This window comes from Acidovorax sp. LjRoot129 (genome assembly GCF_964253765.1).
Classification (GTDB): domain Bacteria; phylum Pseudomonadota; class Gammaproteobacteria; order Burkholderiales; family Burkholderiaceae_C; genus Acidovorax.
The window spans coordinates 2,046,881-2,059,349 of record NZ_CAXUSE020000001.1 but is presented as its reverse complement, the minus strand read 5'-3'; the positions used below and the strand labels follow the sequence as shown (position 1 = coordinate 2,059,349).

General features: G+C 65.0%; 10 protein-coding genes and 1 tRNA gene. 3 read left to right on the top strand and 8 right to left on the bottom strand.

Translation table 11 applies throughout. The features are described from left to right. Positions 1-15: 15 nt before the first annotated feature. Positions 16-1,026 carry a hydroxymethylglutaryl-CoA lyase gene (locus ACSQ3Q_RS09425; protein WP_436134131.1) on the bottom strand — a complete coding sequence of 337 codons (1,011 nt, stop codon included), beginning with the start codon at positions 1,024-1,026 and terminating at the stop codon, positions 16-18. A 124-nt stretch (positions 1,027-1,150) separates the two neighbouring features. Further along, on the bottom strand, positions 1,151-2,380 hold the full coding sequence (locus tag ACSQ3Q_RS09420) for a CaiB/BaiF CoA transferase family protein (protein ID WP_436134130.1): 1,230 nt from the start codon (positions 2,378-2,380) through the stop codon (positions 1,151-1,153). A gap of 289 nt (positions 2,381-2,669) precedes the next feature. Between ACSQ3Q_RS09420 and ACSQ3Q_RS09415 the strand changes: the two genes are divergently transcribed. The 3 genes from ACSQ3Q_RS09415 (at position 2,670) to efp (ending at position 5,451) form a co-directional block, all read left to right on the top strand. After that, positions 2,670-3,554: a LysR family transcriptional regulator gene (locus tag ACSQ3Q_RS09415; protein WP_436134129.1), complete on the top strand. Its 885-nt coding sequence runs from the start codon at positions 2,670-2,672 to the stop codon at positions 3,552-3,554. Positions 3,555-3,564: 10 nt separating this feature from the next. Next, complete coding sequence (gene earP / locus ACSQ3Q_RS09410) at positions 3,565-4,746, top strand: elongation factor P maturation arginine rhamnosyltransferase EarP (RefSeq protein ID WP_436134128.1); 1,182 nt, start codon at positions 3,565-3,567, stop codon at positions 4,744-4,746. Between the two features lie 150 nt (positions 4,747-4,896). Continuing rightward, positions 4,897-5,451, top strand: a complete 555-nt coding sequence (gene efp, locus ACSQ3Q_RS09405; RefSeq protein WP_087746252.1) for an elongation factor P — start codon at positions 4,897-4,899, stop codon at positions 5,449-5,451. A 232-nt stretch (positions 5,452-5,683) separates the two neighbouring features. On the opposite strand, the gene rimO is transcribed toward efp, so the two are convergent. The 6 genes from rimO to ACSQ3Q_RS09375 all read right to left on the bottom strand — a co-directional run bounded on the left by rimO (position 5,684) and on the right by ACSQ3Q_RS09375 (position 12,282). Further along, positions 5,684-7,075, bottom strand: a complete 1,392-nt coding sequence (gene rimO, locus ACSQ3Q_RS09400; protein WP_436134127.1) for a 30S ribosomal protein S12 methylthiotransferase RimO — start codon at positions 7,073-7,075, stop codon at positions 5,684-5,686. Between the two features lie 105 nt (positions 7,076-7,180). Further along, positions 7,181-7,714: a polyhydroxyalkanoate synthesis repressor PhaR gene (gene phaR, locus ACSQ3Q_RS09395; protein WP_436134126.1), complete on the bottom strand. Its 534-nt coding sequence runs from the start codon at positions 7,712-7,714 to the stop codon at positions 7,181-7,183. Between the two features lie 552 nt (positions 7,715-8,266). Continuing rightward, positions 8,267-8,422 carry a hypothetical protein gene (locus ACSQ3Q_RS09390; protein ID WP_436134125.1) on the bottom strand — a complete coding sequence of 52 codons (156 nt, stop codon included), beginning with the start codon at positions 8,420-8,422 and terminating at the stop codon, positions 8,267-8,269. Between the two features lie 480 nt (positions 8,423-8,902). After that, positions 8,903-8,979, bottom strand: a tRNA-Val gene (locus ACSQ3Q_RS09385). Between the two features lie 115 nt (positions 8,980-9,094). After that, complete coding sequence (locus ACSQ3Q_RS09380) at positions 9,095-11,311, bottom strand: RelA/SpoT family protein (RefSeq protein ID WP_436134124.1); 2,217 nt, start codon at positions 11,309-11,311, stop codon at positions 9,095-9,097. Then, entirely contained in the window at positions 11,308-12,282 is a 975-nt protein-coding gene (locus ACSQ3Q_RS09375) for an alpha/beta fold hydrolase (protein WP_436134123.1), read from the bottom strand. The genes ACSQ3Q_RS09380 and ACSQ3Q_RS09375 overlap by 4 nt, the downstream gene beginning before the upstream one ends. Between the last annotated feature and the right edge of the window lie 187 nt (positions 12,283-12,469).

Genomic DNA, 12,469 nt, shown 5'->3' with positions numbered 1-12,469 from the left:
TCAGATCAAATCAGGTCACGCTCCGCCACGCTCCCGCTGCAGCGCGCGGTCGCGGATCGCCTCGAAGTCAGCCGGCACCGGGTGCAGATGCAGCCGGGGGCCGGCCTTGACGATCTGGCTGGGAATGTCGTGCCCGATCAAGCTTGGCAGGCGTTCTGCGGCGGCCACCAATGCGGGCAGGTCTACCCCGGTGTCGTAGCCCATGAGGCCCAGCGCATGCACGATCTCTTCGCTGCACACGTTGCCGCTCGCGCCCGGCGCATACGGGCAGCCACCCAGGCCGCCCAGCGATGCGTCGAACCGGTCCGCGCCCGCATCGATGGCGGCCAGCACATTGGCCAGCCCCATGCCCCGCGTGTTGTGAAAGTGCAGCGTAAAGTCCACACCCGGCCAGCGCGCGCGCGCCGCCGCCGTGACCTGCGCCACCTGGGTGGGAAAGGCCATGCCCGTGGTGTCGCACAGCGTGATGCCGCCCACGCCCAGGTCCACAAAGCGCTGCACCCAGCCGAGCACCGCGGCCTCGGGTACGTCGCCCTCCATGGGGCAACCGAATACACACGACAGCGACACATTGACCGCCACGCCCGCGGCCTGGGCCACGGCCACGACCTGGGCCAGCGCGGCAAACGATTGTTCTTGCGTCATTCGCAGGTTGGCGATGTTGTGCGTGGCGCTCACGGACATCACGAGGTTCAGCTCGTCCGTGCGCGCCTCGATGGCGCGCTCGGCCCCGCGCAGGTTGGGCACCAGCGCGGTGTAGACCACGCCCGGGCGCCGGTCGATCTCGCGCATCACGATCTCGGCATCGCGCAGCGCGGGGATGGCGGTGGGCGAGGTGAAAGAGGTGACCTCTATCTTGGCCAAACCCGTGGCCGACAACGCGTTGACGAGCGCGATCTTGTCGTCGGCGGGCACGAAGGCCTGCTCCATCTGCAGGCCATCGCGCGTGCCGACCTCCTGCATGTGGATGCGGCGGCCATGGCCTTGCCAGACGGGACGTTGGAGTGGTTCGAAACCGACGCTCATACCACCACCGTTCGGGCTGAGCCTGTCGAAGCCACGGCCGGTGCGTGACAAAGCCTTTCGACAGGCTCAAGGCGAACTGGGTTGGGGAAATCGCCTCGTGAAAAAGCGGTTTTTACGATCAGATTCATTGGATCACCCCCTTGCTGCGCAGCAGCGCGATTTGCTCTGCCGTCAAACCCGCCTCGGCCAGCACCGCATCGGTGTCGTCGCCCAGGTGCGGCGCGCTGCTGCGGATGCTGCCCGGCGTGCCCGACAGCTTGGGCACGATGCCCGGCACCTGCACGCTGTAGCCGTCGCGCGTGGGCTGCTGCAACAGCATGTCGCGGGCCTGGTAGTGCGGGTCTTCGGCAATGTCCTTGGCGGTGTAGACCTTGCCAGCGGGCACGCGGGCGGCGCCCAGCGTCTCCATGACTTGCTGCACCGAGTGCGCGGCGGTCCAGGCACCGATGGCGGCATCGATCTCTGCCACGCGGGCCACGCGGCCGGCGTTGCTGCCCAGGTCGGGCGCGTCGGCCAGATCCTGCCGGCCGATGGCGGCCATCAGCCGCTTGAAGATGCTGTCGCCATTGCCGGCCACCAGCACCCAGCCGTCGGTGCAGGGGTAGGCGTTGCTGGGCGCGATGCCGGGCAGTGCGCTGCCCGCGGCCTCGCGCACCGCGCCGAACGCGCTGTACTCGGGGATCAGGCTTTCCATCACGTTGAAGACGGCCTCGTGCAGCGCCACGTCGATCACCTGGCCCTGGCCGCCGTTGACCTTGCGGTGGTACAGCGCCATGAGCACGCCGATGGCGCCGTGCAGCGCGGCCAGCGTGTCGCCGATGGACACGCCCACGCGCACCGGCACGCGGCCCGGTTCGGCCGTCAGGTGGCGCAGGCCGCCCATGGCCTCGCCAATCACGCCAAAACCTGGCAGGTCGCGATAAGGCCCAGTCTGGCCGTAGCCCGAGATGCGCAGGATCACGAGGCCCGGGTTGAGCGCGTGCAGTTCATCCGGCGACATGCCCCAGCCCTCCAGCGTGCCGGGGCGAAAGTTCTCGATCAGCACGTCGGCTTCGGCGATCAGGCGGCGGGCGATATCCTGGCCCTCGGCCTGGCGCAGGTCCAGCGCCACCGAGCGCTTGTTGCGCGACTGCACCTGCCACCACACCGATGTGCCCTCTTTGATCAGGCGCCAGTTGCGCAGCGGGTCGCCGCCCGGCACGTCGGGCCGCTCGGGGTCGGCGGGGGCTTCGATCTTGATGATCTCGGCACCGAACTCGCCCAGCGTCTTGCCGCAGAACGGGCCGGCGATCAGCTGGCCCATTTCGATCACGCGCACGCCGTGCAGGGCCGAGGAAGTAGGCAGTGAATCCATGGAAATAGGTGTCTCCTCAAAGGTGGGTGCGCGACACGCCACGCCCCCCAAAAAAACCAAACCGTTGACGCTGAACTTGTCAAAGCGCGGCGCAGAGCACGGCTTCGACAAGCTCAGCCCGAACGGGGGTGCATGGGGCAGCGCCGGGCGTGGCTCTTTGTACGTTGGCGCGAATGATGCGCACAGCCTGCGCGTCTGCAAAACGCTGATGCACGAAGCTGCCATCGCAAACCGGCATGGTGGCACGGCACCAGCGTTACCATCGACACCCCCGCCCACCCGCCCCGCCATGAAGCTCGACCCCGTTTCCCTGCGCCTCTTCGTTGCCGTGATGGAAGAAAGCACCATCGCCGCCGCTGCCGCGCGTGAACATCTGGCCGCATCGGCCGTGAGCCGGCGCCTGGCCGACCTGGAGGGCACGCTGGGTGTGGAGCTGTTCACCCGCAGCAACAAGGGCACCGAGCCCACCGCAGCCGCCTACGCGCTGCTGAACCTGGCGCGCGGCGTGCTCAACGACCTGGATAGCATTGCCAGCCAGATGCGCGAGTACGGCGCCGGCGTGCGCGGCCATGTGCGCGTGGTAGCCAACATCTCGGCCATCACGCAGTTCTTGCCCGCACAGTTGCAGAGCTTCATGGCGCTGCACCCGCAGGTGGACGTGCGGCTGCAGGAGCAGATCAGCACGTCAATAGCCCAGTCGGTGGCCGAGAACGCGGCGGACGTGGGCATCCTCAACCAGGGCCAGTACGGCGACCGGGTGGTGCAGTTGCCCTACCGCAAGGACGAGCTGGTGTTGGTGGTGCCCACCGGCCACGCGCTGGCCCGCCGCAAGTCCGCCCGCCTGGCCGATGCCCTTCCCTACGACTTTGTCGGCGCGCACCCCGGCAGCGCCATCAACAACCAGTTGACCCGGGCCGCGTCCGAGGCCGGGCTGCCGCTGCGACTGCGCATGCAGGTCACCAGCTACGACGCGCTTTGCCTGATGGTGGCCGCCGGCCTGGGCGTGGGGGTGATGCCGCGTGGCAGTGCTGCGCTGTACAAGGGCACGCAGCCGATCCGCGTCGTGACGCTGGACGAGCCCTGGGCGCGCCGCCAGCTGGTGCTGTGCGTGCGGTCGGAAGAATCGCTCTCCAGCGTGGCACGGCTGCTGGTGGACCACCTGCGCTCGGGATGAGGCGACACCGATGACCTCATCCCGACCCCCCACCTTGCCTGCCGAACGCGCCCTGCCCGCCCTGCAGTGGGACGTGTTTTGCCGCGTCATCGACAACTTCGGCGACATCGGCGTGTGCTGGCGGCTGGCAACGCAACTGGCAGCCCGCGGCCAGCAGGTGCGCCTGTGGGTGGACGATGCGTCGGCCTTGGCATGGATGGCGCCTGGCGGCTGCCCCGGCGTGGAGGTGCGCGACTGGCATGCCGTCCCCCCTGCAGCAGCCGAGCGTGCGCCGGATGTGATGGTGGAGGCCTTCGGGTGCGAAATTGCTCCTGAATTCATAGCTTACAGCGCGCTCTCAGCAAGCGGTAGCGGCCAAAAACCTGTGTGGATCAACCTTGAGTACCTGTCTGCGGAAGGCTATGTGGAGCGCAACCACCGCCTGCCGTCGCTGATCATGTCAGGCCCTGCGGCAGGGTGGACCCGCTGGTTCTTCTACCCCGGCTTCACGCCTGCCACGGGCGGCCTGCTGCGCGAAGACGACCTGATGGCCCGGCGCGATGCGTTCGACCGCAGCGCCTGGCGGGCGGCGCATGCAGCCGCCCCAGGGCTTGCCTCTGCAGACGCGGTGGACGCCGCCAGCTGGATCTCGCTGTTCTGTTACGAGCCCCCGGCCCTGCCCAAAATGCTGCGGCAGCTGCTGCGGCAAAGCCAGACCCATCCCGTGCAGTTGCTGGTAGCCCCGGGCCGCCCTGCGGCAGCCGTGCAGGCAGCCCTGGCAGACATCGAGGATCAAAATGGCCCCCAGCGCTTGTCTAACAAGCGCGAGCAGCTATCAATTTCATACCTCCCCGCCCGCCCACAAACCGCCTTCGACGCCATGCTCTGGGCCTGTGACCTGAACCTGATGCGCGGCGAGGACTCGCTGGTGCGCGCACTGTGGGCCGGGCAGGCGCTGGTCTGGCACATCTACCCCCAGGACGACAACGCCCACCACGACAAGCTGCGGGCGTTTCTCGATTGGCTGCAGGCACCGGCGTCGCTGCGGGCCTTTCACGCGGCGTGGAACGCCATCGACGACACGCCGCTGGCCATGCCCGACGCTGCGACGCTCGCTCAATGGACTGCCTGCATACAGGCCGCCCGCGCCCGGCTGCTGATGCAGGACCCCCTCGTCGCGCAACTTTTGGGCTTTGTCGCCGAAAAACGGTAAAATCCAAGGCTTTGCGCAAAACAGGTGCGGCACATCGGTGCACAGCGCTTGCGCATTCCCGCCGCGGAACATGCATTGGCACGGCGCGCCTTCTGTCTCCAGAAAGCCACCGGCCCGCGCGTTGAGCGGCCCCAACCCAAGCAACTCGCTATGAAAATCGCTCAAGAAATCCGCGCCGGCAACGTGATCATGCACGGCAAGGACCCCATGGTTGTCCTGAAGACCGAATACGCCCGCGGTGGCCGCGGTGCAGCCACCGTGCGCATGAAGCTAAAGAGCCTGATCGGCAACTTCGGTACCGAAAACGTGTTCAAGGCCGACGACAAGATCGACAACGTGATCCTGGACAAGAAGGAGTGCACCTACTCCTACTTCGCCGATCCGATGTACGTCTGCATGGACACCGAGTTCAACCAGTACGAAGTCGAAGCCGAAAACATGGGCGACGCACTGAACTACCTGGAAGACGGCATGACGGTTGAAGTGGTGTTCTATGACGGCAAGGCCATCTCGGTCGAACTGCCCACCAGCGTCGAGCGCGAAATCACCTGGACGGAACCTGCCGTCAAGGGCGACACATCCGGCAAGGTGCTCAAGCCCGCCAAGATCGCTACCGGCTTTGAAGTACCCGTGCCGCTGTTCGTTAGCCAAGGCGACAAGATCGAAATCGACACCCGCACTGGCGAATACCGCAAGCGCGTGTAAGGCGAAGAGAGAGGCTGGCCGGCGCCGGCTTCTGGCTCCGAGCCCGGCCGATGTGCCGGCAAAACAAAAGGCTTCCCTCCGGAAGCCTTTTGTTTTGGGTCTTTTGAGCCGCTACCGCCTGCCTGATAAGCGCAGGCAGCTATCGTAATAATAGCAAACAGGCCATGCTGCAGGCGCCGCCAGTACCACCAGCATCACCGAGCCGCCAGCCCCATCAGCCAGCCGCCAGTCGTCAAACCGGGACGGCCACCAGGTCATGCCCCTGCGTGCCGACGATGCGCGCACGGGTGAACTCGCCGACCTTGAGCTGCTTGCTGATCTTCTCGGGCGGCAGCAGATGCACCACGCCGTCGATCTCGGGCGCATCGGCATAGCTGCGGCCCCGGCCGCCCTTCTTGCCCAGCGCGGGGGCGTGGTCCACCAGCACCTGCATGGTCGCACCTACGCGGCGCTGCAGCTTGGCAATCGACACTTCTTCGGCCACCGCCATGAAGCGGGCGCGGCGCTCTTCGCGCACTTCCATCGGCAGCATGCCGGGCAGCTCGTTGGCGGCGGCGCCGTTCACGTCGCTGTAGGCAAAGCAGCCTGCGCGGTCGATCTGCGCTTCGCGCACGAAGTCGAGCAGGTGTTGGAACTCTTCTTCGGTCTCGCCGGGGAAGCCCGCAATGAACGTGCTACGGATCACCAGCTCGGGGCACACCTCGCGCCAGCGCTGGATGCGCTCCAGGTTGCGCTCGCCGCTGGCCGGGCGCTTCATGCGCTTCAAGACATCCGGGTGGCTGTGCTGCAGCGGCACGTCCAGGTACGGCAGCACCTGACCGGTGGCCATGAGCGGAACGATCTCATCCACGCTCGGGTATGGATACACATAGTGCAGGCGGACCCAGGCGCCGTAAGGTTGGGCGATCTCGCCCAGCGTCTGCACCAGCTCCAGCATGCGCGTCTTGACGGGCTTGCCGTCCCAGAAGCCCGTGCGGTACTTCACATCCACGCCATAGGCCGAGGTGTCCTGGCTGATCACCAGCAGCTCTTTCACGCCGCCTTCAAACAGGGCCTTGGCTTCGCTGAGCACATCGCCCACTGGGCGGGAGACCAGGTCGCCGCGCATCGAAGGGATGATGCAGAAGGTGCAGCGGTGATTGCAGCCCTCGCTGATCTTGAGATAGGCGTAGTGCTTTGGCGTGAGCTTGATGCCGGCAATGCCGAAGCTTCCGGGCACCAGGTCGATGAAGGGGTCGTGCGGCTTGGGCAGGTTCAGATGCACGGCATCCATCACCTCCTGCGTGGCATGCGGGCCGGTCACGGCCAGCACGCTGGGGTGCATCTGCCGCACCATGTTGCCGCCGTCAGCCCCGGCGCGGGCGCCCAGGCAGCCGGTAACGATTACCTTGCCGTTTTCGGCCAGGGCTTCGCCAATAGTGTCCAGGCTCTCCTTGACGGCGTCGTCGATAAAGCCGCAGGTATTGACAATGACGAGATCCGCACCGTGGAAGGTCTTGGAAGTCTCATAGCCTTCAGCGCTCAGTTGCGTGAGGATGAGTTCGGAGTCCGTCAGTGCCTTGGGGCATCCAAGGCTGACGAACCCGACTTTGGGTGTTTTTGTGGGGGACAGGGCTTCGCTCATCCCCGTATTGTCCCAGGTCCGGCTGTGAACCGGACATTGTTCGGCTCAAAGGGCCATTTGGCGGCGCTGCCACGGCCCTGGACAGACCTACTCGAGGGGTACAGATCAGCGCTTGAGGCCGAATGCGCCGAGCATCTGCTCTGTCTGTTTTTGCATCTGCTCCTGCATCTGCGTGAGCATTGACTGCGACTGCTCCACATAACTGCCCATCATCCCTTTGACCATGGGCGACTGCAGGCTCATGAATTGCGCCCACATCTCAGGCGTCACGCTTTGCGACTGCTCGGCCAGCTTGGCCTGAACGTCAGTGAAAGCCTGCACGTTCTTCTCAAGGTACGCACCCATGAAGCCCTGCATCGCATGGCCGTAGAAACGAATGATGTTGGCCAGCACCGCCTCGGTGAACATGGGCGCGCCGCCAGCCTCCTCTTCAAGGATGATCTGCAGCAGGATGCTGCGCGTGAGGTCGTCGCCCGTTTTGGCGTCGCGCACCACCACTTGCTGGCGGTCCATGACCAGCTGGCGCACTTCGGCAAGGGTGATGTAGGTCGAGGTGTCCGTGTCGTACAGACGGCGGTTGGGGTACTTCTTGATCACTCGCTGGGCCGGCTTGGGCGCGGCACTTTTCGGTTCGGACACAACGGCTCCTCGGGTCGAAACCCCATGTATTGCAGTGCAACACATTCTAGGGAGAGACCGCGGTGGCATCTGCAAAGGAATACCCTGATCTCCAAGGCCGTGTCGCCTGCCGGCGAGCCTTCAGGAGTGACAGCTGCCACTATCGAGCGGCTGCGATGATGCGCGGATAGGCAGAGTCCGCTGATGAGGCCAAGAGAGCAGCAAGCTGCGGGCCCGCGGAAAGTACTACAGATTGATCTCTTCGTGGATCGACGTGCCCCTGGGGAGAAGCACACACGGGAAGTTGGCTGGCACACAACTGGTGATCGCAACGATATCTTCGAGCAAGTGAAACAACCCCACCGAAGGAGACCGAACAATGCTCAACACCCCCGCTCCCGCACCGTCGCCAGTACCGCCTTTTCCGCCCGTAGATAGCCCGCCTTCCTGGATCCCGGAGCCCCCACAAGTGGATCCGCCTGCTCAGCCAGGGTCACCGCCCGTGCAGGATCCGCCTCCGCATTTCTAATCTAGTCAGGCACCCGCCTGGACGGAAGCCTGGGCACTGGGCTTTCAGTACCCCATCTTGAAGTAAGCGACTGCAAGCACAGCGACCGTAGCGGCCACTGCGGCAAGCCAGAAAATCCGGATGTCGTACATACCGAGTTCTGGATCCGTGCTGCCATAACCGCCACGGTGGGCGCCTGGGGAATTGACTGAAGTATTCATGGTGGTTCACCTTCTCGCTGAAGCCACGAAGGTAGAGTAGCCGCCGGTGCCGACGTGTAAGACAAACACCAATCTGTTAACTCTGGGCCTCGTCGCTGCTACTAACGGAAGCCGGACTAGTGCAACGCCCAGCCGTCCAAGGATCGAATTCCCCTCTCGCAGGCCGGCTGATAGGCAATGCGGCTTCGGTCCTACAGATGGCGCGTTGTATCGGGCACACCATGAAATTGCCGGTGATCAGGCACCGGTAGATGAAGCGTCTTTGGGCCCGCCTCGAGCGGGCCCTTTTTTGGATGTTTTGTTGACGCTACCCCGGGACCCGCAGGTTGACTCAAACAGAGGGGAAGAGCGTCGAAGGCAGGAGCATGGGGCCCCACAGAAAAGCCAACCCAGAAAAACAAAAACCGGCGCTAAGCCGGTGGTTTGTTTCCGCAAACTCTCGCAAGATTCTGAGGCTGGTTGACCTGAGAGGAGAGAAATTGGTAGGCGCGATTGGACTCGAACCAACGACCCCCACCATGTCAAGGTGGTGCTCTAACCAGCTGAGCTACGCGCCTGTCGTTGTACAGCTCACGATTATAGCCATAAAAACCGTGCCCCTGACCAAAACCCCAACGCGATACGCAACGCGAGCGTGCAAAGCCGGCATGTTGATCGGCGCCCACAAGTCACTCATCGCCGACGCGCAGAGCGCACCCCAGGCACGCCGGCCACGATGCCCAACACCTTGGTCAACCGTCCTGAATCTGCCACCTCGACGGTGAACGTCATCCACGCCGTGCCCTTCACAGACTGGGTCTGCACACCGATCACGTTGGTCTTTTCCCGGGCAAAAACTTCCGAGATGTCGCGCAGCAGTCCTTGGCGGTCAGCAGCCTCTACTGCCACGTCAACTGGGTATACGGCTCCGACTGCGGCCGACTTGGAGGTGGTGCCCCACTCCACCTCAATCACCCGCTCGGTGCTGCGCGCCTCCATCTCGCGGAAATTGCTGCAGTCGGCGCGGTGCACGCTCACCCCCTTCCCGCGGGTGACAAAGCCGCGGATCGCGTCTGGCGGCGCAGGCTTGCAGCACTTGGCCAGTTGGGTCATCAATGAGTCGATGCCCACAACCAGCACCCCGCCCTTTGGCGCCGACTCGTTCGTGCGCGACTTCTTGAGCAGCAGGTAGTCGTCAGGCTGCAGCACAGGCTCGGGCGGGCGCAGCACCGTTTCGATGTTGCGCAGCGAAAACTCATCCTTGCCGACCACCTCGAACAACGCATCTGCGGACTTGAACCCCAACTGCACCGCTAGGTCGTCGAGCTTCATGGCAGTCTTGCCCTCGCGCTGGAGCAGCTTTTCTACCGATTCGCGACCGCGGGCCACGGTTTCGTGTGTGGCTTGGGCGTTGAACCACGCGCGCACCTTGGCCTTGGCGCGGTTGCTGGTGAGGTAGCCCAGCTCGGTGTTGAGCCAGTCGCGGGAAGGCCGGCCTTCCTTGACAGTGGATATCTCTACCGTCTGCCCGTTTTGCAGCGGGGTGTTGAGCTGCACCATCGCGCCATCTACCCGGGCGCCGCGGCAGCGGTGCCCGACGCTGGTATGCACTGCGTAAGCAAAGTCGACTGGCGTGGCACCCTGGGGCAGCTCTACCACGGCGGCATCGGGCGTCAGCACATAAATGCGGTCCTCGAAAAGCCCACGGTTGGGCACAGCGCCTGAGAGGTCGCGCTCCCATGCCAGCAATTGGCGCAGCACCGCGATCTTGGCGTCGTACTCGCCCGACGCGGACACCCCCGCGTAGCCTTTGCTGCCGGCCTCTTTGTAAGCCCAGTGCGCCGCCACACCGTGTTCGGCATGGTCGTGCATGGCTTGGGTGCGAATCTGGATCTCGATGGGTTTGCCATGGTCATCGCGCACGATGGTGTGCAGCGACTGGTAGCCGTTGGGTTTGGGCTTGGCGATGTAGTCGTCAAACTCTTCCACGATGGGCTTGAACTGCTCGTGCACCCAGCTCAAGGCGGCGTAGCAGTCCTTTACCGTGGGCACCACCACGCGAAGGGCGCGGATGTCGAACACCTGGTCGAAGTTGAGCGACTTGCCGCGCATTTTCTTGACAATGCTGTAGATGTGCTTGGGCCGTCCTTGCACGCTCGCGCTGATGCTGCGCGCGCGCAAGTCCGACTCAAGGCGGGCGCGCAACTGCGCCATGTACACCTCGCGCTCGCCGCGCTTTTCGTCGAGCAGGCGTGCGACCTCTTTGTACGTGTCGGGCTCAAGGAAGCGAAACGACAGGTCCTCCAGCTCCCACTTCACCTGCCAGATGCCCAGGCGGTTGGCCAGGGGCGCAAACACCTGCAGGGACTCGCGCGCGAGGCTGGGGGGCACAGGCCGTTTGGCGGCAGCATGAAAGCGCAATGTCTGCAGGCGCGAGGCCAGGCGCAGCATCACCACACGCAGGTCGCGCGAGAACGCCAGCAGCATCTTGCGCACGTTCTCGGTCTGCATCGCTGGGTCGTCCAGCTGCTGCGCAGATCGCGCCTGCTGCTGCACGCGCATGAGCTTGGTGGTCTCCACCGCCAGCGCTGCAAAGTTCTCGCCGAAGGCCTTGGCAATGACCTCCTCGGGCTTGTTGAGGTGGATACAGGCATGCACCAGGTAGCTGGCGGCCTGCATCGCCTCCGAGCCGCCAATGCCTTTGAGGATGGCGGCCACGGCATCGGCGTGCGCCAGGGTGTTTTCACCAGAGTCCAGGGTTTCGCCGGCCATCAGCGGCTCGGCAAAGGCTCGCGCACGCGCGAGTGCATTCACCTGCTCGGGCAGCGTGTGCGCAGTGGCGGCGATGAGCTGCGGGACAACGTCGGCCTGCGGGGACACAGGCACCAGAGCGGAAAGATTGGTTTTCATCCGGCCCGGTCACCTTCTGCGGCCAGAAGGAAATCCTGGACGGCGGCCACTTGGTCGGGCGCCACCAGCGTGGGCGCGTGCCCTACGCCTTCAAACTCCACCACCCGCGCACGGGGCCCACGCTGCGCCATGGCCTGCGCCGTGGCTTGCGAGAGCAAGTCCGACTGCGCACCGCGCAGCAGCAGCGTGGCAGCACGGATGTGGTCATACAGCTGCCACAGCGCGGCCTCGCCCGCGGCTGCGGACTCCTGGGTCAGGGCCTTGAAGGGCTTTGCGATGGCGGGGTCGTAGTGCAACGTGACGCCGCCTTCGGGCAGCGCGCGCACCATGTGCCGCGACAAGTCCAGCCACTGCGCGGGCGTGTGCGGACCAAAACTCGTGGAGATGGCCCACATGGCATCGGCTGCCTGCTGCAGCGATTCAAAACGGGCCAGCTGGCCCAGGTACAGCCCAATGCGCTGGAGCGCCTCCCACTGGAGGACAGGGCCGACATCATTGAGCACCAGCCTGCGCACCGGCACGGGCAGCGGCAGCCCGGGTTGCCCCGTCACGGCCATGCCGATCAACCCCCCCATGCTGGTTCCCACCCAGTCCAGCGTGGTGATGGGGCTGTGCTGATGGACTTGGGCGAGCAGTGCCAGCATGTCGGCCGCGTACTGCGGAATCTGATAGCCCATGGGCTCGGCCAGCCAGTCGCTCTGGCCCCGGCCCACCACGTCGGGGCAGATGACCCGCGCGTGCAGGCTGAGCGCCCGGGCCAGGCTATCGAAGTCGCGCCCCTGGCGCGAGAGTCCGTGCACGCAGACCACCACATGCGGGTGCGCCGGGTTGCCCGTGGCATTCCACTCCCAGTACGCCATGCGATGGTGCGAGGCTGAGGCCGCGGGGGCCGCAGCAGCGTTGCCAGGGGACACCCCGTCAGGGGCCGCAGGGCCAGGGCACAGTACGTAGTTCAGCGTAGGTTCAATCATGGGGCAGAAATCCGGGAGCAGCGCTTGATAATGCCGGAAGGGTCGGCACACATCGCTGCACTGCGCCCATCCGCAGCTCGGGTGTCCGCGGTGCCGCAAATCCCGGTGGCAGCCACGGCCGCACTGCGATTTGTGCCTTGCATTCATCCTGGTCTGCAGTGGCCCGTTGCCACGCAATCCGTGCCGG

What these genes read in the sequence shown, in the direction of transcription:
- ACSQ3Q_RS09415 (WP_436134129.1), top strand. Translation starts at nt 2,670, where the DNA reads ATGAAGCTCGACCCCGTTTCCCTGCGCCTCTTCGTTGCCGTGATGGAA.
- ACSQ3Q_RS09425 (WP_436134131.1), bottom strand. Translation starts at nt 1,026, where the DNA reads ATGAGCGTCGGTTTCGAACCACTCCAACGTCCCGTCTGGCAAGGCCAT.
- efp (WP_087746252.1), top strand. Translation starts at nt 4,897, where the DNA reads ATGAAAATCGCTCAAGAAATCCGCGCCGGCAACGTGATCATGCACGGC.
- ACSQ3Q_RS09390 (WP_436134125.1), bottom strand. Translation starts at nt 8,422, where the DNA reads ATGAATACTTCAGTCAATTCCCCAGGCGCCCACCGTGGCGGTTATGGC.
- ACSQ3Q_RS09375 (WP_436134123.1), bottom strand. Translation starts at nt 12,282, where the DNA reads ATGATTGAACCTACGCTGAACTACGTACTGTGCCCTGGCCCTGCGGCC.
- ACSQ3Q_RS09380 (WP_436134124.1), bottom strand. Translation starts at nt 11,311, where the DNA reads ATGAAAACCAATCTTTCCGCTCTGGTGCCTGTGTCCCCGCAGGCCGAC.
- rimO (WP_436134127.1), bottom strand. Translation starts at nt 7,075, where the DNA reads ATGAGCGAAGCCCTGTCCCCCACAAAAACACCCAAAGTCGGGTTCGTC.
- earP (WP_436134128.1), top strand. Translation starts at nt 3,565, where the DNA reads ATGACCTCATCCCGACCCCCCACCTTGCCTGCCGAACGCGCCCTGCCC.
- ACSQ3Q_RS09420 (WP_436134130.1), bottom strand. Translation starts at nt 2,380, where the DNA reads ATGGATTCACTGCCTACTTCCTCGGCCCTGCACGGCGTGCGCGTGATC.